This window comes from Streptomyces sp. NBC_00016 (genome assembly GCF_045040885.1).
Taxonomy (GTDB): domain Bacteria; phylum Actinomycetota; class Actinomycetes; order Streptomycetales; family Streptomycetaceae; genus Streptomyces; species Streptomyces coriariae.
The window spans coordinates 8,419,840-8,443,384 of record NZ_CP108304.1 but is presented as its reverse complement, the minus strand read 5'-3'; the positions used below and the strand labels follow the sequence as shown (position 1 = coordinate 8,443,384).

At 72.9% G+C, this 23,545-nt stretch carries 20 protein-coding genes; 12 read left to right on the top strand and 8 right to left on the bottom strand.

Going from position 1 to position 23,545, the window contains the following annotated elements; genetic code table 11:
* Positions 1–6: 6 nt before the first annotated feature.
* The 3 genes from OG933_RS37495 to OG933_RS37485 are packed head-to-tail and all read right to left on the bottom strand — an operon-like array spanning position 7 to position 3,876.
* A complete protein-coding gene (locus OG933_RS37495) occupies positions 7–444 on the bottom strand; it encodes a roadblock/LC7 domain-containing protein (protein WP_054240559.1) in 438 nt (145 codons plus the stop codon).
* A complete protein-coding gene (locus OG933_RS37490; RefSeq protein WP_405631383.1) occupies positions 441–3,038 on the bottom strand; it encodes a nitrate- and nitrite sensing domain-containing protein in 2,598 nt (865 codons plus the stop codon). The genes OG933_RS37495 and OG933_RS37490 overlap by 4 nt, the downstream gene beginning before the upstream one ends.
* Before the next feature lie 43 nt (positions 3,039–3,081).
* A complete protein-coding gene (locus OG933_RS37485) occupies positions 3,082–3,876 on the bottom strand; it encodes an MHYT domain-containing protein (RefSeq protein ID WP_362268254.1) in 795 nt (264 codons plus the stop codon).
* Positions 3,877–4,028: 152 nt separating this feature from the next.
* Here OG933_RS37485 and OG933_RS37480 point away from each other — a divergent pair, with 152 nt between their 5' ends.
* A complete protein-coding gene (locus OG933_RS37480; protein WP_405631381.1) occupies positions 4,029–4,646 on the top strand; it encodes a class I SAM-dependent methyltransferase in 618 nt (205 codons plus the stop codon).
* Between the two features lie 4 nt (positions 4,647–4,650).
* On the opposite strand, the gene OG933_RS37475 is transcribed toward OG933_RS37480, so the two are convergent.
* Entirely contained in the window at positions 4,651–5,409 is a 759-nt protein-coding gene (locus OG933_RS37475; protein WP_405631379.1) for an alpha/beta fold hydrolase, read from the bottom strand.
* A 157-nt stretch (positions 5,410–5,566) separates the two neighbouring features.
* Between OG933_RS37475 and OG933_RS37470 the strand changes: the two genes are divergently transcribed.
* A complete protein-coding gene (locus tag OG933_RS37470) occupies positions 5,567–6,091 on the top strand; it encodes a PadR family transcriptional regulator (RefSeq protein ID WP_028806161.1) in 525 nt (174 codons plus the stop codon).
* Here the strand turns inward: OG933_RS37470 and OG933_RS37465 are convergent.
* On the bottom strand, positions 6,077–6,973 hold the full coding sequence (locus OG933_RS37465) for an oxygenase MpaB family protein (RefSeq protein WP_362528812.1): 897 nt from the start codon (positions 6,971–6,973) through the stop codon (positions 6,077–6,079). The two genes, OG933_RS37470 and OG933_RS37465, sit on opposite strands and share 15 nt — an antisense overlap.
* A 99-nt stretch (positions 6,974–7,072) precedes the next feature.
* Between OG933_RS37465 and OG933_RS37460 the strand changes: the two genes are divergently transcribed.
* Positions 7,073–7,402 carry a hypothetical protein gene (locus OG933_RS37460; protein ID WP_405631375.1) on the top strand — a complete coding sequence of 110 codons (330 nt, stop codon included), beginning with the start codon at positions 7,073–7,075 and terminating at the stop codon, positions 7,400–7,402.
* Positions 7,403–7,540: 138 nt separating this feature from the next.
* Positions 7,541–8,440 carry a hypothetical protein gene (locus OG933_RS37455; RefSeq protein ID WP_362528816.1) on the top strand — a complete coding sequence of 300 codons (900 nt, stop codon included), beginning with the start codon at positions 7,541–7,543 and terminating at the stop codon, positions 8,438–8,440.
* Positions 8,441–8,537: 97 nt separating this feature from the next.
* On the opposite strand, the gene OG933_RS37450 is transcribed toward OG933_RS37455, so the two are convergent.
* Positions 8,538–8,720 carry a hypothetical protein gene (locus OG933_RS37450; RefSeq protein ID WP_362528819.1) on the bottom strand — a complete coding sequence of 61 codons (183 nt, stop codon included), beginning with the start codon at positions 8,718–8,720 and terminating at the stop codon, positions 8,538–8,540.
* Between the two features lie 239 nt (positions 8,721–8,959).
* On the opposite strand from OG933_RS37450, the gene OG933_RS37445 reads away from it, so the two are divergent.
* The 3 genes from OG933_RS37445 to OG933_RS37435 all read left to right on the top strand — a co-directional run bounded on the left by OG933_RS37445 (position 8,960) and on the right by OG933_RS37435 (position 14,607).
* Positions 8,960–11,818: a DEAD/DEAH box helicase gene (locus tag OG933_RS37445; RefSeq protein ID WP_405631372.1), complete on the top strand. Its 2,859-nt coding sequence runs from the start codon at positions 8,960–8,962 to the stop codon at positions 11,816–11,818.
* Entirely contained in the window at positions 11,815–13,116 is a 1,302-nt protein-coding gene (locus OG933_RS37440) for an SWF or SNF family helicase (protein ID WP_405631370.1), read from the top strand. The genes OG933_RS37445 and OG933_RS37440 overlap by 4 nt, the downstream gene beginning before the upstream one ends.
* A 147-nt stretch (positions 13,117–13,263) precedes the next feature.
* A complete protein-coding gene (locus OG933_RS37435) occupies positions 13,264–14,607 on the top strand; it encodes an esterase-like activity of phytase family protein (RefSeq protein ID WP_405631368.1) in 1,344 nt (447 codons plus the stop codon).
* 58 nt (positions 14,608–14,665) lie between these two features.
* Here OG933_RS37435 and OG933_RS37430 read toward each other — a convergent pair whose 3' ends face one another.
* On the bottom strand, positions 14,666–15,133 hold the full coding sequence (locus OG933_RS37430; protein ID WP_362528829.1) for a hypothetical protein: 468 nt from the start codon (positions 15,131–15,133) through the stop codon (positions 14,666–14,668).
* A gap of 220 nt (positions 15,134–15,353) precedes the next feature.
* Positions 15,354–16,520 carry a xylose isomerase gene (gene xylA, locus OG933_RS37425; protein WP_142269065.1) on the bottom strand — a complete coding sequence of 389 codons (1,167 nt, stop codon included), beginning with the start codon at positions 16,518–16,520 and terminating at the stop codon, positions 15,354–15,356.
* Positions 16,521–16,660: 140 nt separating this feature from the next.
* On the opposite strand from xylA, the gene xylB reads away from it, so the two are divergent.
* From xylB to OG933_RS37400, 5 genes are all read left to right on the top strand, one after another.
* Entirely contained in the window at positions 16,661–18,106 is a 1,446-nt protein-coding gene (gene xylB, locus OG933_RS37420; RefSeq protein WP_405631366.1) for a xylulokinase, read from the top strand.
* A gap of 22 nt (positions 18,107–18,128) precedes the next feature.
* Positions 18,129–19,337 carry an ROK family transcriptional regulator gene (locus OG933_RS37415; RefSeq protein ID WP_267023524.1) on the top strand — a complete coding sequence of 403 codons (1,209 nt, stop codon included), beginning with the start codon at positions 18,129–18,131 and terminating at the stop codon, positions 19,335–19,337.
* A gap of 384 nt (positions 19,338–19,721) precedes the next feature.
* A complete protein-coding gene (locus OG933_RS37410; protein ID WP_362528836.1) occupies positions 19,722–20,321 on the top strand; it encodes an N-acetylmuramoyl-L-alanine amidase in 600 nt (199 codons plus the stop codon).
* 141 nt (positions 20,322–20,462) lie between these two features.
* Entirely contained in the window at positions 20,463–21,731 is a 1,269-nt protein-coding gene (locus OG933_RS37405) for a GAF domain-containing protein (protein WP_405631363.1), read from the top strand.
* A gap of 203 nt (positions 21,732–21,934) precedes the next feature.
* Complete coding sequence (locus OG933_RS37400; RefSeq protein WP_405631360.1) at positions 21,935–23,458, top strand: aldehyde dehydrogenase family protein; 1,524 nt, start codon at positions 21,935–21,937, stop codon at positions 23,456–23,458.
* Positions 23,459–23,545 lie beyond the last annotated feature (87 nt).

Below are 23,545 nucleotides of genomic sequence, written 5' to 3'. Positions count from 1 at the left end.
CTGGCCTCATCCGGCGGCGGTCGGGCGCCCGGCGAGCCGTGGCGCCGTGTAGAGGTGCTCTCCGACCCGCTTGACCAGGCGCGCCATCTCGTAGGCGACGAGACCGATGTCGGCGGTCACGGCGGTGAGGACGGCGAGGCAGGAGCCGTCGCCCGCGGCGGCCACGAACAGGAAGCCGTCGTCCATCTCCACCATGGTCTGGCGCACTCCGCCGGCGCCGAAATGGCGGCCCGCGCCCTTGGCGAGGCTGTGGAATCCGGAGGCGACGGCGGCGAGGTGTTCGGCGTCCTCTCTCCTGAGGTCCGTCGAGGCACCGACGGCGAGTCCGTCGTTGGACAGCACCACCGCGTGCCGTACCTCGCTCACGCGCATCACCAAGTCGTCCAGCAGCCAGTCGAGTTCGCCGGACCGCTGGGCCGACCTCGTGCTCGGGTCCTGGATCATCTGGGGTCTCCTTCGCTGCTGTCGCCGCCCGGTTCGGGTTCCGGGGCGGTTCCGTGGCCGGGCTGTCTGCCGCCGCCGCGTGCCCAGCCCTTCCGGTACGCGGACATCCGGTCCCGTACGAGCTCGGGGGTGCGCCCTTCGTCGCCGCGCGGGCCGGGTGGCCGGGTCGGTTCCTCGGTGTGTGTCCTGCGCAGTTGGGGGGCGAGGTTGGCCTGCCGAACCCGGCGCGGGAGGTCGTCCGATCCTTCGGCGTCGTCCGGGGGACGGTGCAGGCGCAAGGCGGTGACTCCGGGAGGCGGGGGGTCGGCGGCCGCCGGTTCGGCAGCCTCCGGTTCGGCGGCGGCTCGTACGGAAGCGGGCTTGACGGAAGCGGCTTTGACGGAAGCGGTTCGGACGGGGGCCACCAGCGCGGGGCGGTCGGCGGAGGCGGGGACGGCTTCCTGACGCCGGTCGGCGGTGTGCCGGTCCGCGGCGGACACGCGCGCGTACACGCGTTCCGCCGGCAGTGGCCCGGTCTCCGCGACCTCACGGGCGGAACGTTCCGGCTTGCCGCTGTGCAGCAGCGCCGTCGGCAGCAGGACCACCGCGGTGGTACCGCCGTAGGGCGAGGTCCGCAGATGGACCTTGATGCCGTGGCGAGCGGCGAGCCTGCTGACCACGAACAGGCCGAGCTGATCGCTGTCGAACAGGTCGAGCGCCTCCGACTGCGCGATGCGCCGATTGGCCTCGGTGAAGGTCTCCTTGCCCATGCCGAGGCCACGGTCCTCGACCTCGACGGCGTAGCCGTTGCCCACGGGTTCGCCGGTGACCCGCACCCGCGTGTGCGGGGGCGAGAACTGGGCGGCGTTCTCGACGAGTTCGGCGAGCAGATGGGTGAGGTCGGCGACGGCGGTGCCGATGACGGCTGCCTCCGGGAGCTGCCGTACCTCCACGCGCGCGTAGTCCTCGACCTCGGAGACGGCGGCACGCACCACGTTGGTGAGGGACACCGGCATGCGCCAGGCCCGGCCGGGCGCCGCCCCGGAGAGGATGATCAGGCTCTCCGCGTGGCGCCGCATGCGGGTGGTGAGATGGTCGAGCCGGAAGAGGTCGCTCAGCTCGTTCGGATCGTCCGAGCGGCGCTCCATGCTGTCCAGAAGGCTCAGCTGACGATGGACGAGGACCTGGCTGCGGCGGGCGAGGTTGACGAACACCCCGGAGATGCCGCTGGCCAGTTCGGCGCGTTCCACGGCGGCCCGCAGTGCTGCGCGGTGCACGGTGCCCAGTGCCTGGGCGACCTGCCCGGTCTCGTCCTCCGAGGGAGGTCCCGGCGGCGCTTCGGCGCGGACGTCGATCTCCTCCCCGGCGCGCAGCTTCCGCATGGCCTCGGGGAGTTTGCGCCGGGCGATCTCCAGTGCGCTGTTGCGCAGGCTGACCAGCTCGACGACGAGTCCGCGGCCGATGCGCACGGAGATGACGAGCGAGGCGACTACGGCGGCGAGGCCGAGCAGGACAGCGGCGCCGGCCGAGGTGAGCAGACCGCGGGTGAACGGGTCGGCGCGGTCGGCGACACCGCGTCCGGCGTCCGCCTCGATCGTCCGCATCCCGTTCTGCACGCGCGCGTGGGCCTTGTCCCAGACGCTCGCGGGTGCGGCGGTGAGCGCCTTCGCGCCGGGCCCGTAGGCGAGGGCCCTGTCCTCGGCGGCGTACAGGGCCGCGTAGGTGGTGCCTGCGGCGAGCCGCTGCCAGGCGGTGCGTTCGGGTCCGCGCAGGTCCGCGACGGCCGATTCCGTCAGGGTGCGGCGGGTGTCGACGGCGCCGGTGAAGAGCCGCAGGCGCTCTCCGTCGAGGCGTCCGGCGAGGCGCGCGCCGGCGAGCACGGCGCCTTCCTGGGCCAGTGCCTCCCCCGCGCGGGAGAACTCGAGCAGCACGCGCGCGTCCGAGCCGAGTTCGGCGTCCTGGACGCCGGAGAGGGCACCGCCGACCGAGAAGGCCGCCGAGATCGTGCTCGTGTACCGGCCGTACGTCTCCTCCCAGCCGGCGCTGCCGTCCAGGACCGCGGTCCGCAGCGAAGGCAGCCCCTCGGCCCCGGAGACGAACGTCTCGAGCCGCTGGGCCACTCCCGTGGGCAGGTCCTGGCCGTCGGCGACGGTGGCGTCGTCGCCCAGCCGCAGCCGGCCCACCGCGCGGTCCGTGCGTTCCGCGAGTGCCTTCAGGTCGCCGCCCTGCCCGGGGGCGGGCTCCGTCGCGTAGCGTACGGCGGCCGCCCGCTCGGTCTGGAGGGCGGCCACCGCGGCTGCCACGGGGGCGCGGACCTGGGAGTCCACGCGCTGCAACTGGCGCAGCCCGGAGACGTCCTGGGCGGTGCTGACGGTGGCGTACGCCCACAGAGCGAGCAGGGAGACGACCGGCACCATCAGCAGGCAGACGATCTTGGCGCGTACGGTGCGCGGCCTGATGCGCCAGCGCTCCGCGCGCGGGGGTATCGCGTCCGCGGGCGTGTCGATCTGCTCGTCCGCGCCCTCGTCGGCGGGCGGTCCGGCGTGGGCGCGGCGCCCGCGTGTGGGGGGCGGCGCGTCGGCGCCTGCCGTGGGGGTCCTACGGGGTGTACGCATGGCCTCCTCGCTCGGAAGGGGTTCAGGGACGGGCCGGTCGGGGTCAGACGGGCCGGGCCTGCTGTCGGACGGTGAGGCTGTCCACGGGCTGCTGGGCCGAGGCTGACGCCTCGCGCTCCCCCGTGGTGGGTGACAGCGCGACGAAGGCCGAGGTCAGGAAGAGATAGGAGCCGAGGCCGACGGCGAGGGGGAAGATGAACTGCATGGCCGAGGCCCCCGGCAGCGGCTCGCCGGAGGGCGTGACATGGACGCTCACCGCGAACATCGCGGTGTAGTGCATGCTGCTCACCGCCGCGCCCATGACGAGGGAGGCGAGGGTGACCGCGATCGGCGACCTGATGTTGAGCGCCGCCCAGAGGGCCGCGGTGGCCGCGACGACGGCGATCAGGACGGACAGTCCGACGCGGACGGGATCGTAGGTCACGTCCGCGTGCAGGCGGACGGCGGCCATGCCCAGGTAGTGCATGCTGGCCACCCCCAGGCCGGTGGTGAGGCCGCCGATCAGCAACGCGCGCGTGCGGTCACGGCTGTAGCCGACGGCGAAGACACCGGCGCAGACGACGACCATGGCGACGAGAAGACTGAGCACGGTCAGCGGAACGTCGTAGCGGATGTCGGTGCCGCTGACGGCGAAGCCGAGCATGGCCACGAAGTGCATGGTCCAGATTCCGGTGCCGATCGCCGAGGCGGCGGTGATCAGCCAGTTGCGGCGCGAGCGTCCGGTGGCGCCGAGTGCCCGCACGGTGCAGCGCAGCCCGAGGGCGGCGCCCACGCAGGCCATCACGTACGACAGCACGGGGGTCAGCCAGCCGAAGGCGGCGTGGTCCAGGTGTCCCATGGCCACGGGACGCTAGTGGGGGCACGGGAGCACAAAGGGGGCGCATTTCGAAAGGTGTTGAAATGTGGCGCAGTAGTGCGCCGGAACGATCGGGTCACGCTCGAACATGTGCACCGAGGCGTCGTCCGTGTCGGTGAGGGATCATGCGGAGCATGAGCGACGGCCACACACACGTTCAGGAGTTCTTCGGCGCGCGGGCCGCGGACTGGGACAGCCGCTTCCCGGACGACGGCCCCGCCTACGCCGCCGCGGTCGGCCGGCTCGGCCTGCGTGCGGGAGCGCGTGTGCTGGACGCGGGCTGTGGTACCGGGAGGGCCCTGACGCCGCTGCGTGCGGCCGTGGGGCCGTCCGGGGTGGTCGTCGGGGCCGATCTGACGCCGGCCATGCTGGCGGCCGCCGTACGGGCCGGACGCGACCGTGCCGGGCGGCTGATGCTCGCCGACGTTACCGCGCTCCCCTTTCGCTCCGCGTCGCTGGACGCCGTGTTCGCGGCCGGCCTCATCGCCCACCTGCCCCGGCCTCAGGAGAACCTGCGGGAGTTGGCGCGGGTGGTGCGCCCCGGTGGCACGCTGGCACTGTTCCACCCGATCGGCAGGGCGGCGCTCGCGGCCCGTCAGGGAAGGCAGCTCACGCCGGAGGACCTGCGTGCGGAACCCAACCTCCGCCCGCTGCTGGCAGGTTCGGGCTGGTGCATGACGTCGTACGCCGACGAGGACGCCCGCTTCCTGGCCCTGGCCGTGCGCGAGGCCCTGGCCGTGCGCGAGGTCTGAGGGCTCACGCCTCCCCGGCGACCGCCCGCACGAAGGCGTCGGGGTTGTCGAACATGATGTTGTGACCGGCGCCCGGGACCGTCACCACGCGCACGCCCGCCGCCTTTAGGGCGTCCGCTCCGTCGAGCTCACCGGTCAGCGCGCCCTGGAGGTAGACACGCTCCACCGCGTCGAGGGCGACCAGGATCTCGCGCATGACGGGGTCGGAGCCGCGCCTGAGTCCGACGGCGGTGCGGTACAGAGCCCGCGGGTCGGCCAGCCGCATCGTCGCGGCCCACATCGGCCCGACCTTGCCCAGCACGCGCGCGTACCCGCTGTCGACGAACTCCTCCTCCGTGTACGAGGCGATCCCGCTGCTGCCCGCGGAGGGCGGCGGAAAGGGGTCCAGATTGGCCTCCGTGAGCACGAGCCGTGCGACGAGGTCGGGCCGGCGGTGGGCGAGGACGACGGCCACGGAGCCGCCCATGCTGTGGGCGACCAGCTCGGCGCCGGTCACCCCCGCCGCGTCCAGCGCGGCCGCCAGGGCGTCGGCGTGCTCGTCGAGTGTGTAGCCGAAGTCCGCGGGGCGGTCACTGATGCCGTGTCCGGGCAGGTCGACGAAGAGGCTGCGCCGACCGGCGAGTTCGGGACGGGCGGCCACATGCGCGTGGTAGACGGCCGAAGCCGCGCCCAGGCCGTGCACGTACACCCGCGCGGGTCCCGCGCCCTGTGACTCGGTCCAGCGGACATGGCTGCCCGCACCGTCGAACTCCGCCTGCCGCATCGTCTCCCCCTCGGCTCGTCACCGCCGTCGATTCCGGCGACGCTCAACATACATCGGTTCGGATGTATCTCGTCAACGCTATATTGAGCTACCGATGTAGACGATCACCGAGGTAAGGCCGCACCGATGTACCACTGTCATGCGGCAGAATGCGGGCATGCTGGAGCTCGCCATCCTCGGTTTTCTGTACGACGCCCCGCTGCACGGCTACGAGCTGCGCAAACGCATCACAGCGCTGACGGGACACGTCCGTCCGGTCGCCGAGAGCACCCTCTACCCGACGATCAAGCGGCTGGAGAAGTCGGGTTTCCTGGTGCGCACCACCGAGCCCGGCGCCGTCGCCGCTCCGCGCCATGTCCTCAGCCTCACCGACGAGGGCGGGAGCGAACTGCGCCGGCAGCTCGCCGAACCCGCCCAGCGCGACATCACCGACGAGAACCGCTGGTTCACGGTGCTCGCCTTCCTCCGGCACCTGGACGACGCCGCCGCCCAGGCGGCCGTGCTGCGCCGCCGACTGGCCTTCCTGGAGGAGCCCGCGAGCTTCTTCTACGAAGGTGACCGGCCGCTGCGGGCCGAAGAGCTGGAGGACCCGTTCCGGCGCGGTGTGCTGACCATCGCGCGTGCCACGTCCCGGGCCGAGCTCACCTGGCTGCGCGACACCCTCGCCTCACTGGGCGGATGACCCGCCCGGCTGCCGGACGGGGCAGCCTGCGACGCCGGGCACCGGGCGGGTGCCCAGCTCGCCCAGCCGGAAGCCGTTCGGGTAACCCTTGATCTCCCGGTTCTGTCGCGCGTGGTGGGGTGCGCGGCGCGGCGGCAGCAGCCGCACCAGGCGTCCACGCGCGCGTACCGCGGCCCGCACCAGGGCGCGGGTCACGGGGCTCGGAGTGGTGTAGCGAAAAGCCCTCAACAAATGTTCGTCGAGCAGGGCGAGTGTGGCGTTGCGCAGGACGGGTGCCAGCGGCCTCGGATACCAGGAGGCCATCAGGGTGAGCGTGGCGTCCGAGACCCGCCGCGCGCCCTCGTCCCAGGCGAAGTGAGCCTCTTCGTAGGCGTCGAGACAGGCCTCGAACTCCTCATAGGTCTCGGGGATGTCCTGAATGCCCATGCGCTGCCCCAGGGTGCGGTAGTGCACCGTGCAGGCGACGATCTCGTGGCGCGACAGCCTGCGCCATCCGTACGCGTCGATCCATCGCTTCGGCATCACGACGAAGGTGCAGAGCACGTAGCGCATGTCGTCGTTGCTGATGTCGTAGGAGCGGTGCATCTGGTTGATGCGCCGGACGGCCGTCCGGCCCTGCTCGCTGTCGAAGCCGTGCTCGACGACGGCGTCGAGCAGGAGCGAGGTGTCGTCGTAGCGTTTCTGGGCGCGGTCCGTGAGTTCCGCCGTCTCGGCGAGCAGACGCCCGATGCTCGGCACCGCGTAGGTGCGGTACAGGGCCAGTTCCAGGGCCCGGGTGACGTCCCAGGGGAACTCGTACGCCGCGGTGAGTCGGTAGATCTCGAACGCGTCCTCGTACGGGTCCATCCGCCGGATCTGCCTGAGCCGTTCGAAGCGCTTCACCGCACCGTCCCCCTTCTGCCGCCGGAACTCCAACTCTAGGTTGAACAGCAGGAGATGAAGGATCGGTCAGGGCAACCACGCAGGGGGAAGGCGGTCGGCATGTTCGACAGGGTCCGCAAGGCCTACGGGAGATTCCGCGACGCGATGCGCGCGCGGTCGCGTCCGGGCGGGGAGGGGCGTCCCGAGAAGGAGTCGCGTGTTGGTGGGAAACGCACCCACAATCTGTTCGAGGCGGCCGCCGCGTACGTCTCGGCGTGCGCCGACGACGATCAGGACAGGATCGACGAGGCGGCGGGCTGGGTGTCGCCGGAGGCGCTGTCCTTCGGGGTCAACGAACTGGCCTGTCGCGCGGTCATCGCGCTCGCCCGGGAGCGCGACGAGTCGCCCCGTACCGTGGCTCGTGAGCTCCTCGGACTGCCGTCGGCGTGACGGACGCAACGGCCGGGGGTGGTCGATTCGCCCCGTCCGACCGGAAAGCCGCAGCTCGGGTGTGTCGGGGAGTCGTGACAAGCGCCTTCCCGCCGCACTAGGGTGCGCGCCGTTGGACAAACCTATGGGGAGGCTGGGATGGCTGGGACGGACGAGGATGCCGTCGCCGCCGCGGACGATGCGCTCTATGTGCTCACGGCGGTGCTGCTGACGCCGGCGAAGTTCCCGAGCGCGCTGGGCGACGACTACCCGGAGGCCTGTGCGGCGCTCGGCCTCCCGCCGCTCGCCGACGGGTACGGATTGGTGCTGGGCCAGGACGGCGAGGGCGCACGGTGGACGGTCGTCATCGACGACGTGTCGCTGGTGGCCGTCGCCATCGCGTCGTGGGACTGCGGCATGGAGTACGACCTGTCGCCCGGCGAGCGGACGGTCGTCGCCGCCCTGCCCGGCTGGCCGCTGGCGGTCGCCGTCGCGGCTCCCGGCGTGCCCGCGCCGCACGATCCCGCCGCCGAGGTCGCGGAGGGCCCCGCGCTGTCGCCGCCGGACACGACCACCTGGGGTCCGGCCCAGCGCCGCCTGGGGGCCGACGAGATCGCGCTCCAGTGGGCCCTGTGGCGCGAGCAGATCGACGACGCGGACTTCGCCCGCCCCCAGGAGGGCACCACCGCCGATACCGGCGTCGGCGCCGGCCAGGGGGCCCGGGACGAAGAGACGGGCGGGTCCGACACCGCCGACCGCGCCAACGGTGCCGAGAAGGGCGCGGCGAACGGCCACAGCGGCATCCGACGCGTCCTCGCCGAGGTACGCGCCTACGTGGACGCCCCGCCCCCGCTCGGCCGCGTCCGGTCGTCGTTCGCTCCCGGTGACGCGCGTACGCTGCGCGCCGACGGCCCCGGCTGGTCGCTGGTCGCCAGGACCGACGACATCGCGTTCGTCCTGCTCGACGAAGAGCCCGGCGAGGTGCTGCCGGTCGGCCGCGGACCCGAACTGCCCGGGCTCCTCGAAGCGCTCGACAAGATGGCCGTACGGCCGCTCTGAGGTCGCGGCGATCCGGCTGCGGCCGTCGGCGCCCACTCCATGGGCCCCGCCGGTGTGGATGTGCGAAGGACGGGGACCGCGACGCGGTCCCCGTCACTCAGCGGCCGAGCTCCTTGCGCGTGGCACGGCGCAGCCTGCGCCGCTGAGAGGGATCCAAGGCGAGGTAGGCAGCCGCCGGAACCCCCAGCACGATCAGCAGGGCGGCCCACCAGGGCAGCCAGATCAACAACAGCAGTCCGACCGCCACACCCCCTGCGGCGATCTTCGCGTTCTTCGACATGTGCGTCGCCTCCTTCGCGGCCGCTGCCGCTCTCTGCCATGAAAACGGCTCCACGCGGCCCGCGGTTCCGGACTCGACCCTGAGACGTCCCTGAGGTACAGCCCCGAGACGCCCCTGAGAGTTCCCGTCCCAGGATGGCGGACCGGACCGGATCCTCACCCGGTGCGCGTTTGCCGCCGCAGTGTTGTACCCTCGGCGACCCCATCTGGTAGTCAAGTTTGAGGAGTAGTTTCATCACCGTGCAGAGGGTTCCCTTGGAGACACCGTTCGAGATCTCCGAACTGGCACGTTGCTCCGCCGTGTTCGTGCCCGGCACCCCGGCCCGAACCGGCGGCGTCGCCTTCTGGCGACCCGACGACGACGCCCTTCCCACCGCGGTCGGCCGACGGGTGGAGGATCTGTCCGTCGTTCTGCCGGCCGGCTCCGGTGTGGCACTCGCGCGCGTGCCCGCCCTCCTCCTGCCGCTGGAAGAGGCCCTGCCTCTCCTCACGCGCGCGCGTGCCGTGCCGGACGGACACCGGGCCGCCGCCTTCTGGGGTGCGGCCGCTCTGCTGGCACTGCGGTGTGTGGCGCGCGGTCTCCTGCTGCCCGGTCTGTCACCGCAGGACCACGACGCCTGGCGGATCGGCCCGCTGGCTCCGCAGGACATCGATCAGGTACGCCGACTGGCCGCCTCGATGCCACCCGAGGCACACGCCGTCCCCGTGGACGAGAACCCGCCCCTGCGCCTTCCCGACCCCGAGCGACTGCTGCGCGCGTTCCTGGACGCCGTGGCGGACGCGCTCCCGCGCACTCCCGCCGCGCCGCTCCTGACGGGAGGCCCGGCCTACGCGACCCCGCAGCCCCGGCACCTGCCGGAACTGCGCGCGTGGGCGGCCGACGTCGCCGCGGGCCACGACGCCGGCATGCGGATCTCGCTGCGGATCGAGGTCTGCGGGCTCGACATGCCCGGGATCGACGCGCCCAGGTTCCGGGCCGTACCGCAGGTGCACAGCGTGAGCGACCCCGCGCTCGTCGCGGACGCCACCTACGTCTGGGCGGACTCCGGCGTCACCCGCGGGGCGTTCGGCCCCCGCGCGCGGATGGACGCCCTGCTCGCCCTGCGCCGTGCGGCCCGTGCCTGGCCGGCGCTGACACCCCTGCTGTCGGCCACCGTGCCGGACGCCGTCGAGCTCCTCGACGAGGAGCTGTCCGAGCTGCTGGGCGAGGGCTCGCGGGCACTGGCGGGCGCGGGGATCGACGTGCACTGGCCGAGGGAATTGGCCCGCACCCTCACCGCCCGCGCGGTCGTGGGGCCGCCCGAGGAGGAACGAGGGCGCGATCGGCTCGGCGCGGACACACCGTCCTTCCTGTCGGCGGACTCGCTCCTGACGTTCACCTGGTGGTTCGGGCTGGGCGACCGGCAGCTGACCCGCGAGGAGCTGGACCGGCTGGCCGAGGCCAATCGGCCTCTGGTGCGACTGCGCGACCAATGGGTCCTGATCGACCCACGGGAACTGCGCCGGGCCCGCGCGCAACAGGACCGCAAGATGACGCCCGTGGACGCGCTGGGCGCGGCTCTGACGGGCTCGACGGAGGTGGACGGCCGCCGGGTCGACGTGCGGCCCACCGGGTGGCTGGCGGCCCTGCGAGAGCGGCTGACGCAGCCCGGGACGCAGGAGCCCGTGGCGCAGCCCGCGGCTCTCGACGCCACGCTGCGCGACTACCAGCGGCGCGGCCTCGACTGGCTGGCCCGGACCACGGCGCTCGGGCTGGGCTGCTGTCTGGCGGACGACATGGGGCTCGGCAAGACCGTCACGCTGATCGCCCTGCACCTGCACCGCCAGACGGACGCCTCGGCGGCGGGTCCCACCCTCGTGGTCTGTCCGACGTCCCTGATGGGCAACTGGCAGCGGGAGATCGAGAAGTTCGCGCCGGGCACGCCGGTGCGCCGCTTCCACGGTCCGCAACGCGATCTGGCGTCCCTGGCCGACGGGGAGTTCGTCCTGACCACCTACGGCACGCTGCGCCTGGACGCGGGACGGCTCGGCGAGGTGCCGTGGGGCCTGGTCGTGGCGGACGAGGCCCAACACGTGAAGAACCCGTACTCGGCGACCGCGCGGGCGCTGCGCACCATCGGCGCACGCGCGCGCGTGGCGCTCACGGGCACGCCGGTGGAGAACAACCTGTCGGAGCTGTGGGCCATCCTGGACTGGACGACACCCGGTCTGCTGGGCCGGCTCGGCGCCTTCCGTACGCGGTACGCGCGGGCCGTGGAGAGCGGCGGGGACCCGGCCGCGGCGGAGCGGCTCGGCCGGCTCGTGGGACCGTTCCTGCTGCGCCGCCGCAAGTCGGACCCGGGGATCGCCCCCGAACTGCCGCCCAAGACCGAGACCGACCGGCCCGTGGCCCTCACGCGGGAGCAGACCGGCCTGTACGAGGCCGTGGTGCGCGAGACGCTCGCCGCGATCGCCGAAGCGGACGACATGGCGCGCCGGGGGCTGATCGTGAAGCTGCTGACCGGCCTGAAACAGATCTGCAATCACCCGGCGCAGTACCTCAAGGAGGAACGGCCGAGGACAGCCGGACGCTCCGGGAAGCTCGAGCTCCTGGACGAGCTGCTCGACACCCTCCTCGCCGAGGGGGCGAGCGTGCTGGTCTTCACGCAGTACGTGCGGCTGGCACGGCTCCTCGAACAGCACTTGGCGGCGCGGGGCGTACCCACGCAGTTCCTGCACGGCGGTACTCCCGTCGCCGAGCGCGAGAACATGGTCCGGCGTTTCCAGGACGGCGAGGTCCCCGTGTTCCTGTTGTCGCTCAGGGCCGCGGGCACCGGCCTCAACCTCACGCGCGCGGAGCACGTCGTGCACTACGACCGCTGGTGGAACCCGGCCGTCGAGGCGCAGGCCACGGACCGCGCGTACCGCATCGGCCAGACCCGGCCCGTGCAGGTGCACCGGCTGATCGCCGAGGGCACGATCGAGGACCGCATCGCCGCCATGCTGCGCCGTAAGCAGGATCTCGCGGACGCAGTTCTCGGCGCCGGCGAGGCGGCGCTCACGGAATTGACGGACGCCGAGCTGGCCGATCTGGTGGAGCTGCGAGGGGATGCGCGATGAACCGGCACGACAGCGTCGAGGAACGGACCTTCGCCGCATTGCCTCCCGCCCACGGGACGGGGTTCGCCCGGACGTGGTGGGGGCGGGCGTGGCTGGCCGCGCTCGAGGACGGCGCGCTGGACGGGGAGCAGGTGAGGACGGGCCGTCGGCTCGCGCGCGGGGGCGCCGTCGGCGCGGTGTCGGTGCGACCGGGGCGGATCACGGCCGTCGTCCAGGACCGCGATCACACGCGGCACCGGGCCGACGTGCTGCTCGACCGGCTCTCGGACGACCAGTGGGACCGTCTTGTGGACCTCGCGGTGGAGCGCGCGGGGCACGTCGCCGCGCTGCTCGACCGGGAGATGCCGCCCGATCTGGTCGAGGACGCCGAGTCGGCCGGCGTCGACCTGCTTCCGGGGCTGGGCGAACTGGAGGCGCAGTGCGACTGCGGCGCCTGGGACCACTGCGGTCACACGGCGGCGGTCTGCTACCAGGTGGCGAGGCTGCTCGACCAGGATCCCTTCGTCCTCCTGCTGCTTCGCGGACGTGCGGAGCAGAGACTGCTGGACGATCTCCAGGCGCGCGGCTCCGCCGCGCGGCCCGACGCGGAGCCGGTGCGGACCGAAGGTGTGGACGCGGCGGAGGCGTACGCGGCCGGAAACATCCTGCCCCCGCTGCCCGCCGTGCCCGAACTCCCACCGGAACCGGGTGTGCCGCCCTCCTGGGACACGGATGCCCCGCCCCCGGCCGGAGTCGAACCGTCGGCGCTGGAGATCCTGGCCGCCCGGACGGCCGCCGCGGCACACCTGCTGCTCGCGGAGGCACTCCGTGAGGGAGCGGAACGGCGAGCGCCGACGGCCGGGTTGACCGTGGGTCAGGACGCCGTACGGCTGGCGGAGGGCGTCCTCGGCGTATCCGGGACGGCGGATCGACCCGGCGCGGCCCTGCTGGACCGTCTCGCCGCCGGGTCGGGGCGCGACCGGGCGGAACTGGCCGCCGCCGTCCGGGCCTGGCGACACGGCGGGGCAGCCGCGCTGTCCGTGCTCGAGGAGGAGTGGGTCGTGGAGGGCGAGGCGTTCGCACGCGCGCGTGCCGCGCTGGACTCGGCCTGGGAGGAGGACGAGCGGCCGGTGCTGCGGGCACGGGCGAACCGGTGGACGGTCGTCGGGACGGTTTGCCAACTGCGGCTGGGGCGGGACGGCAGATGGTGGCCGTACCGCGAGGAGGGCGGTCGCTGGATGCCGGCCGGGGATGCGGCCCACGACCCGGCGACGGCTCTGGCCGTGGCCCGCCCCGACGGCGAGGAAGCGCTTTCTTAGGCCGAGCTCCCTACGGTGCCGCGGGGGGCGTCGGTCCGACGGGCGGCCGACGCCCTCCGTTCATCCGGAGGTCGTACGGCGTTCGGCGCGTGCCCCAAACCTGGCCGCTGTCAGCGAACTTGTCGCATCTTCTCCTCAGGAGGCCTGATGTCCCCGCACGCCACCGGTCGGCGCCGCGTCCATCGTTCCGTCGCGGCGGGCGTACCGCTCGCCGTGCTGGCCGCGCTCGCCACCGCCGGACCGGCCGCCGCGGGCACTCCCGCCCAGGAGGCGCACGTCACGCGGACCGCGACGCTCGCCGACATCCCGCTCGGGACGTTCAGCAACGCGCTGCTGCCCGGGACGGTGGCCGACGACCGGGGCGTGGACCTCGGCGGCATCGGCAGCGACATCTATCCGGCGGGCCCCAAGGGCGAGTTCTGGACGGTCACCGACCGCGGGCCCAACGGACAGATCAAGGTCGGCGGCACCAAGCGCCGTACGTTCCCCGTGTCCGGGTTCGACCCGGCGATCGTACGGATCCGGGTGTCCGGGGACACGGTGAAGGTGCTCCAGGCGATCCCGGTCACCACGAGGTCGGGCGAGCCCGTGACGGGCCTGTCGAACCAGGCGGGGCGCGACGAGGCGCCGTACTCCTACGACGCCCGGACGCCCGTGTCGTACAACCCGAACGGGCTGGACACGGAGGGCATCGTGCGGGCGGCGGACGGGAGTTTCTGGCTCGTCGACGAGTACGGGCCCTCGCTGGTGCACGTCTCCGCGCGCGGGAAGGTGCTGACGCGTTACGTGCCGCAGGGGCTGAGGCTCACGGGCACGGACTACCCCGTGGTGGAGGCGCTGCCCGCCGTCCTGCTGCACCGGAAGATCAACCGTGGCTTCGAGGGGCTGGCCCAACTCCCGGGCGGCGACCTCGTCCTGGCGGTGCAGAGCCCGCTGTCGCTTCCGGACACGGACGCGGGAGAAGGATCGCGGACCACGCGGTTGCTGCGCTTCTCGCCGAAGAAGAAGGCCGTCACCGGCGAGTACGCGTACCGCTTCGACCCGGTCGAGGTGGTCGACCCGAGCGAGGACGACACCTCCGAGCTCAAGATCTCCTCGCTGGTCGCCGTGGGCGGCGACCGGCTGCTCGTGGAGGAGCGCACCGACAAGGCCGCGCGGCTGCACCTGGTACGACTGAGCCGGGCGGCGAACATCCTGGGCGGCCGTTGGGACGACGACACGACATCCCCGTCGCTGGAGCAGCTGGACGACCCCGCGGCCTCGGGAGTGCCGGTGCTGGCGAAGCGGCTGGCAGTCGATCTCGGCACGGTCGCCGGAGTGCCCGGGAAGATCGAGGGCGTCGCGCTCGTGGACCAGTCCACGCTGGCCCTCATCAACGACAACGACTTCGGGATGACGGACGGCACCGGCGCGTTCGACGCGCAGGGCCGGCTCGTCGACAGCGGCATCGAGACGACGGTCACCTACGTGCGGCTGCCGCGCGGCGTGTGAGCCACGGCACCTCGGCACGCGCGCGTGGCTCTGACCGGCGGCCACGCGCGCGTGGCCGCTAGGGCAGCAGCTCCTCCAGGGACGGCAGCAGTGACTCGAGATCGCTCGGCAGATCGCTCGGCAACGCGGTCGGCAGTTGGCTCGGCAGTCGGGTGGGGAGCTGCGACGGCAGTTCGGTCGGCAAGCCGCTGGGCAGCTCGACCGGAAGGCTGAAGGACGGGGCGGGAGTGGCGCCGCTGCCGGTGCTGTCGCCGCCGTTCGGCTCGTCGGCCGGTGAATCGTCGCCTCTCATCAACACGACGGCGACCACGGCTCCGGCGGTGACGAGCAGCGCGAGGACGACGAAGAGGGGGTTCCGCCGCCTTCCGGACCCGCCCGGCGGACCCGATGGTGGTGGCGGCGACCAGCCGCCCCCGCCCGTCCCGTCGTCGGGTCCGTAGCCGGAGCGGGGCGGTCCGAAGCCGCCCGGAGGCGGCATGTCGCCCGGCGGTCCGGGCGGTCGAGGCGGTACGGGCGGCATGGCCATACCGTCCAGCGTCGCGGTGAACCGCTCGCGGCGCGAGCCCCGCACGGAAGTTGATACCGACTCATGTCATGGACCGCATGATTCCGGCGTATTCCGCGCGGAGACCGCTCGAAGCCGCGCGGAGACCATGGCGAGGACCGAGCGAGACCGAGCGCAGACCGATCGTTCGACGGCACGCGTGTGTGCACGCTCACCGGCACACACACGCGTGCGTGCCGGTTCAGCCCCGGGCGCCCAGCAGGTGGTCCATGGCGAGCTGGTCGAGGTGCTCGAAGGCCATGCCGCGGGCGGCGGCCGTCTCGGCGTCGAAGTCCTCGAACGCGGTCCGGTCGGCGAGCAGGCTCTCCAGGCCGTCGGCGGCGGTGGCCTGGGCGAGCTCGTCCAGGCGGGAGGCGCGCAGGGCCGCCTGGACCTCCGGGTCGCTGCGGAACGCGGCCGCACGCTCCTTGAGGATCAGGTAGTTGCGCATGCAGCCCGCGGCCGAGGCCCACACACCGTCGAGGTCCTCGGTGCGCGGCGGCTTGAAGTCGAAGTGCTTCGGGCCCGCGTAACCGGCGCTCTCCAGCAGGTCGACCAGCCAGAACGCGGAGCGCAGATCGCCGGCGCCGAAGCGCAGGTCCTGGTCGTACTTGATACCGGACTGGCCGTTGAGGTCGATGTGGAAGAGCTTGTCCGCCCACAGGGCCTGGGCGATGCCGTGCGGGAAGTTCAGCCCGGCCATCTGCTCGTGGCCGACCTCGGGGTTCACGCCGTACAGCTCCGGGCGCTCCAGGCGCTCGATGAAGGCCAGGGCGTGGCCGACGGTCGGGAGCAGGATGTCGCCGCGCGGCTCGTTCGGCTTGGGCTCGATGGCGAACTTCAGGTCGTAGCCCTGGGAGGTCACGTACTCGCCGAGGAGGTCGAAGGCCTCCTTCATGCGGTCGAGGGCCACCCGTACGTCCTTGGCGGCACCGGACTCCGCGCCCTCACGGCCGCCCCAGGCGACGTAGATCTTCGCGCCGAGTTCGACGGCCAGGTCGATGTTGCGGATCGTCTTGCGCAGGGCGTAGCGACGCACGTCACGGTCGTTCGCCGTGAACGCGCCGTCCTTGAAGACGGGGTGCGTGAAGAGGTTGGTGGTGGCCATCGGCACGGTCATGCCGGTGGTGTCCAGGGCCTGGCGGAAGCGCTTGATGTGCTCCTCGCGCTCGCTCTCGGAGGACCCGAAGGGGATCAGGTCGTCGTCGTGGAAGGTCACGCCGTAGGCGCCCAGCTCGGCCAGGCGCTGCACCGACTCGACCGGGTCCAGGGCACGCCGCGTGGCGTCACCGAACGGGTCCCTTCCCTGCCAGCCGACGGTCCACAGGCCGAAGGTGAACCTGTCATCGGGGGTGGGCTGGTAGCTCATCGTGCGGCTCCTTGCTTGAAGACTGTGTCGCTGACTGTGTCGCGAGCTATTTCGTCATGGCAGTTTACAAATTAGTATGCGGACGCATCTCTGGGAAGACAGATCCCGCAGAGCCGCGGAAAAACTTGAGGGAGAACCCGATGTCAGCAGCCGAGGGTCCGCTCGTCGTCGGCGTGGACACGTCCACCCAGTCCACGAAGGCGCTGGTCGTCGACGCGGCCACCGGCCAGGTCGTCGCGAGCGGCCAGGCGCCGCACACGGTGACCTCGGGCGTCGGCCGCGAGAGTGACCCCCGCCAGTGGTGGGACGCCCTGCGCGAGGCCCTGCACCAGTGCGGCGACGCGGCCCGCGAGGCCGCCGCGGTGTCGGTCGGCGGGCAGCAGCACGGGCTCGTCACGCTGGACGAGCGCGGTGAGCCGGTGCGTCCGGCGCTGCTGTGGAACGACGTACGCTCGGCACCGCAGGCCCGTCGGCTGACCGAGGAACTGGGCGGAGCGAAGTTCTGGGCGGAACGCACCGGGTCCGTCCCGGCCGCGTCCTTCACGGTCACGAAGTGGGCCTGGCTGGCCGAGCACGAGCCGGAGGCCCTGCGCGCCACGAAGGCCGTACGACTCCCCCACGACTACCTCACCGAGCGCCTCACGGGTGAGGGCACCACCGACCGCGGTGACGCCTCCGGCACCGGCTGGTGGGCGTCCGCGACCGAGTCGTACGACGCGGAGATCCTCGCCCACGTGGGACTCGACCCGGCGCTGCTGCCCCGCGTGGTGCGGCCCGGGGAAGTCGCGGGCACCGTACGCGACAGTCACGACCTGCCCTTCGCCAAAGGCACCCTGGTCGCCCCGGGCACCGGGGACAACGCCGCGGCGGCGCTGGGCCTCGGGCTGCTCCCCGGCACGCCCGTGCTGAGCCTCGGCACGTCGGGCACGGTGTACGCGGTGGCCAAGCGCCGCCCCACCGACCCCACCGGCACCGTGGCCGGGTTCGCCGACGCGCACGGCGACTGGCTGCCCCTGGCCTGCACCCTGAACTGCACCCTCGCCGTCGACCGCGTCGCCGCCCTGCTGGGCCTGGACCGCGAGGCCGTGGAACCCGCAGCGGACCTCACCCTCCTGCCCTACCTGGACGGCGAGCGCACCCCGAACCTGCCGAACGCCTCGGGCCTCCTGCACGGTCTGCGCCACGACACGACCGCCGGCCAGCTGCTCCAGGCCGCCTACGACGGCGCGGTGCACTCCCTGCTCGGCGCGCTCGACCTGGTCCTCGACGAGGACGCGGACCGCTCGGCTCCCCTGCTGCTGATCGGCGGCGGCGCCCGGGGCACGGCCTGGCAGGAGACCGTGCGCCGGCTGTCCGGGCGGCCGGTCCAGGTGCCCGAGGCCAAGGAACTCGTCGCGCTCGGGGCCGCGGCCCAGGCGGCGGGCCTGCTGACCGGCGAGGACCCGGCCGCCGTCGCCCGCCGCTGGAACACCACCCGGGGTCCGGTCCTCGACGCCGTCGAGCGGGACGAGGCGACGCTCGCCAGGATCGCCGGGGTACTCTCCGACGCGGCCCCGCTGCTGGACCGGAGCACGGACGCCCACTGAGCATCGACGAATCGACGGAGGCATGACCGCACCGCTGCACGAGGCCCGGCCGACCGGCCCGGGGCGCGCACTGCCCGACACCCAGCAGGGCATGCGCCGCCGCAACCTGGCCCGGGTGATGCACGCCGTCAGCGCCGAGGGACCGCTCTCGCGCGCAGCGGTCGCCTCCCGCATCGGCCTGACCCGGGCAGCGGTCTCCACCCTCGTCGACGAGCTCATACGCACCGGACTGCTGGAGGAGCTGGGCCCCGAGCGGCCGGGCCGGGTGGGCCGCCCCGGTTCGGCGCTGGCGGTCAGCGGGCGCGGTCCGGCGGGCATAGGTGCCGAGATCGGCGTCGACCACCTGGCGGCCTGCGCCGTCGACCTGCGCGGCGAGGTGCGGGCACGCGCCGTGCGGCACGGCACGAACCGGGGCCGCTCCCCCGAGCCGGTGGTCGAGGAACTGACCGGCCTCGTGCGCCGGGTGGTCGCCGAGGCCGAACGCGCGGGGCTGTGGCCGGCCGGACTCGCCGTGGCCGTCCCCGGCCTGGTCGCCCGCGACGCCCGTACGGTCGTCCGCGCGCCCAACCTCGACTGGCAGGACGTCGACCTCGGCGCGTTGCTGCCCGGGGAGTTCCCGCTGACCGTGGACAACGAGGCCAACTTCGGCGGGCTGGCCGAACTCTGGCTCGGCGTGGACACTCCGGGTGACTTCCTGCACGTGTCGGCGGAGATCGGCATCGGCGCCGCGCTGGTCGTGGACGGCAGCCTGCTGCGCGGCACCCGCGGCTTCGCCGGTGAGCTGGGCCATGTGCCGGTGCACCCCGACGGACCGGAGTGCGGGTGCGGCGGGCGCGGCTGTCTGGAGCAGTACGCCGGCGAGGAGGCGGTCCTGCGGGCGGCCGGGCTGGAACCGGGCGAGGACCGCGTCGGACTCCTCGCGGGACGCGCCGCGGACGGCGACCCGGACGTCCGGCGGGCGCTGCGCGAGGCGGGAACGGCCCTCGGCATCGCACTCACCGGGGCGCTCAATCTCCTGGACCCGGAGGGTGTCGTGCTCGGTGGCGCCCTGGCCGGGCTCGCGCCGTGGCTGCTGCCGTCGCTCGAGGCCGAGCTCTCCCGGCGTACGGCGGGGCCCGCCCGTCCGGTGTCCGTCTCCCGGCTGGGCCCCGAGGGCCCGTTGCTGGGGGCCGCGCACTCGGTGGTGCGGGCCGTGCTGGACGATCCCGCGGCGGTGGCGGAGCGGGCCTGAGCTGACGGGCCGTGGACCTGGCCGCCCGGCCCGGCGTCCGGCGGCTCTCCGCTCGCGTGACGGCCCTGGCCGGACGTCGCGTGGCCGGCATCCGCGCTCACAGCGGCCGGGATGCCGATCGGATCGGTCCGGAACTCCCCAATCGGGTGAGCTAGTTGTCCACAGGTGCGCACTCGTCCACCGAACCCCGGCGTGTCCTCCGACCCGGCCCGCCGGCGCCGTAGCGTAATGCGTGCGGGACACGGCCGCCGAGTGGTGACGGCAGTGTCCGGCCGGTACGCGATCACGGGTTCGGCTGGTCGGACGCGTACCGGATCGACCGCCGCCCCGTACGCGCTCCGGTACCGCCCGCCGGCGCCCGAGACACCGAAAGGCAGCACCTCTGTGGAACGAGCGAAATCCCTCCCCGGACGACGACGGATCCTGAAGGGCGCCGCCCTCGCCGCCGTTCCGTACGTGCTGCTGCCCGACGCACAGGCCGGCGCCCGGCCTCGGACGGTCGACTTCCCGTCCGCCGAGTGGCAGCCCGCGACCGACGCCAACCGCACGGCGGCGAACCGCCCCCTCACCCATCCCGTCGACCGCGTCGTCATCCATGTCACGCAGATCCTCTACGCCAAAGCCCTGACCGTCTTTCAGAACCCGCGCAAGAAGGTGTCCGCCCACTACGTCGTGCGCTCCGTGGACGGTCATGTGGCGCAGTGCGTGCGCGAGTCGGACATCGCCTGGCACGCGGGGAACTGGGTCTACAACACCCGCAGCATCGGTATCGAGCACGAAGGGTGGGTCGACAGACCCGCCTACTTCACCGACGCCCTCTACGAGGGGTCCGCCCGGCTGACGGCGTCGGTCTGCGACCGGTACGGCATCCCGAAGGACCGCGCGCACATCATCGGCCACTACGAGGTGCCGGGCACCGATCACACCGATCCCGGTCCGAACTGGGACTGGAGCCGCTACCTGAGACTCGTCGGCCGCGCCTGACCCGGACCGGACCGCAAAGCGAACCACAGACCGGACCGCAGACCGGATCGTCGCCTTCGGAGTGACGTCGTCCAAACGGTTGTCGGTCCGCGTACCCGGCGTGACGATGTCTCCAGCCGTATCGCCTTCCGGGAGGACGAGTTGACCGATCCCTGGGTGGCCCTCGAACCGGGTGCCGACCCCGCCGAGCGGGTGCGGGTCGTGCGCCGGGCGCATGAGACGTTCACCGAGGCGGGCACCGTGCCTCGGCCGGTGCGCTCCGTCGTGGCCGACTCCTGGCGGCGTTCCGCCCGGGCCGGCGTCGGTCCCGACGGCACGGCGAGCGTCGAGCTGACCGACGGCGATCTCGGCGCCTACCGGTCCGAGCATCCGCTGGCGCGGGTGATGCCGTTGTTCCGTGAGCTGATGGGCACGTTCGCGGCCGACGGCGAGCATCTGCTGGCGGTGTGCGACGCGCACGGCAGGCTGTTGTGGGTCGAGGGGCACGCGGCGACCCGGCGGCAGGCGGGGCGGATGAACTTCGTGCCGGGTGCGCGATGGGCGGAGAGCGCGGTCGGGACGAACGCGCCGGGCACCGCGGTCGCCCTGGACCGGCCGGTGCAGGTGTTCGCGGCCGAGCACTTCATCCGGCGGGTGCAGCCATGGACGTGCGCCGCGGCCCCGGTGCACGATCCGCGGACCGGGCGGGTGCTGGGTGCCGTGGACATCACGGGCGGGGACGGCCTGGCGCATCCGCACAGCCTGGGCTTCGTGCAGGCGGTCGCGCGGGCCGCGGAGGCCCACCTGGCGCTGCTCGCCCCGGAGCGGCCCGCCGTCGACGCACCGCGGCTGACCGTACTGGGACGGGACGAGGCGCGTCTGGTCACCGGCGGCCGCGACCTCAGGCTGAGCCGCCGGCACAGCGAGATCCTGGTGCTGCTGGCCCGCCGTCCCGAGGGCCTGACGGGCGACGAGCTGCTGTGCGCGCTGTACGAGGACGAGTCGGTCCCCCCGGTGACGCTGCGGGCCGAACTCGCCCGGCTGCGCGGGGTACTCGGCCCCGGGCTGCTGGCCTCGCGGCCCTACCGGCTCACCGTCGCGTGCGAGTCGGACGTCGCCGTCGTCGAACGAAGGCTGGCGGCAGGCGCGGTCACGGCGGCCGCGACGGCGTACACCGGGCCGCCGCTGCCGTCGTCGCAGGCACCGGCGGTGGCACGGCTCAGACGCCGTCTCGCCGAGGGCCTGCGCGCCGCGCTGATCGCCCGCGGCGACCCCGATCTGCTGGCCGACTGGGCACACGCGCCGTGGGGCGAGGACGACCTCGGCGTATGGCGGGCGCTCGCGGCGGCCCGCCCGACAGCCGCGACACGGGCTCGCCTCGCCTCCCTGGAGACGGAACTGACGGCGCCGACCGGATGGCCGCACCCGTAGGCCGGGCGAGGCACCGGCAGGCGAGACGTCCGCAGTCGCGGCACCGGCAGGCGAGACGTCCGCAGTCGAGGCGTCCGTAGTCGAGGCCTCGGCAGGCGAGGCGTCCCGGCGGGCACCGCAACGTGGATGCAACGTCCGCCTGCCTAGCCTCCCGCGGAGAGCTGCCCAACGGCGGGCAGCGCTGCTGAGGGAGGCAGAGCAGGATGACCCGTTACGCGGCGCCAGGCACCGAGGGCGCGATCGTCTCCTACCAGACGCGTTACGACCACTACATCGGCGGCGCCTACGTGCCGCCGGCCCGGGGGCAGTACTTCGACAACCCGTCCCCGGTGAACGGCGAGACGTTCACCGAGGTGGCGCGCGGTACGGAGGAGGACGTGGAGCGGGCACTCGACGCGGCGCACGCGGCCGCGCCGGGCTGGGGCCGCACCTCGGCCACCGAGCGCTCCGACATCCTGCTGAAGATCGCCGACCGCATGCAGGCGCATCTGGAGCCCCTGGCGGTCGCGGAGAGCTGGGAGAACGGCAAACCCGTCCGTGAGACGCTGGCGGCGGACATCCCGCTGGCCATCGACCACTTCCGCTACTTCGCCGGCGCGGTGCGGGCCCAGGAGGGTTCGCTCAGCGAGGTCGACGACGACACGGTGGCGTACCACTTCCACGAGCCGCTCGGCGTCGTCGCGCAGATCATCCCGTGGAACTTCCCGATCCTGATGGCCACCTGGAAGCTCGCGCCGGCCCTCGCCGCGGGCAACACGGTGGTCATCAAGCCCGCCGAACAGACCCCGGCCTCGCTGCACTACTGGATGAGCCTGGTCGGGGATCTGCTCCCGCCGGGCGTGGTGAACATCGTCAACGGCTTCGGGCTGGAGGCGGGCAAGCCGCTCGCCTCCAGCCCGCGGGTGGCGAAGGTCGCGTTCACGGGCGAGACGTCCACGGGCCGGCTGATCATGCAGTACGCGGCGGAGCACCTGAAGCCGGTCACCCTGGAGCTCGGCGGCAAGTCACCGAACATCTTCTTCGACGACGTGTGGGAGAAGGACGACGACCTCCGCGACAAGGCCCTCGAAGGTTTCACCATGTTCGCGCTGAACCAGGGCGAGGTCTGCACCTGTCCCTCGCGCGGGCTGATCCAGCGCGGCAACTACGGCGACTTCCTTCAGGCGGCCGTCGCCCGCACCGAACTCATCAAGCCCGGCCACCCCCTCGACACGGACACGATGATCGGCGCGCAGGCGTCCGGCGACCAGCTCGCGAAGATCCTCTCCTACATCGACATCGGCCGGAAGGAGGGCGCGAAGATCCTCACCGGCGGCGAACGCGCCGAGTACGACGGCGAGTTGAAGGGCGGCTACTACGTCCAGCCGACGATCTTCGAGGGTGACAACCGTATGCGGATCTTCCAGGAGGAGATCTTCGGTCCGGTCGTCTCGGTGGCCTCGTTCGACGACTTCGACGACGCCGTCAAAATCGCCAACGACACGTCGTACGGCCTCGGGGCCGGCGTGTGGACGCGGGACATCAACACGGCGTACCGCGCGGGCCGGGCAATCCAGGCGGGTCGCGTCTGGACGAACTGCTACCACGCGTACCCGGCACACGCCGCCTTCGGCGGCTACAAGCAGTCGGGCATCGGCCGTGAGACGCACAAGATGATGCTGGAGCACTACCAGCAGACGAAGAACCTGCTGGTGAGCTACTCCCCGAAGAAGCTGGGCTTCTTCTAGACACGCTCCCCCGCAGACCCCGCAGGACCCCGCGAGAGGGCCACGACACCCGGTCGTGGCCCTCTGCGCGTGGGGTGGGTGTCGGGC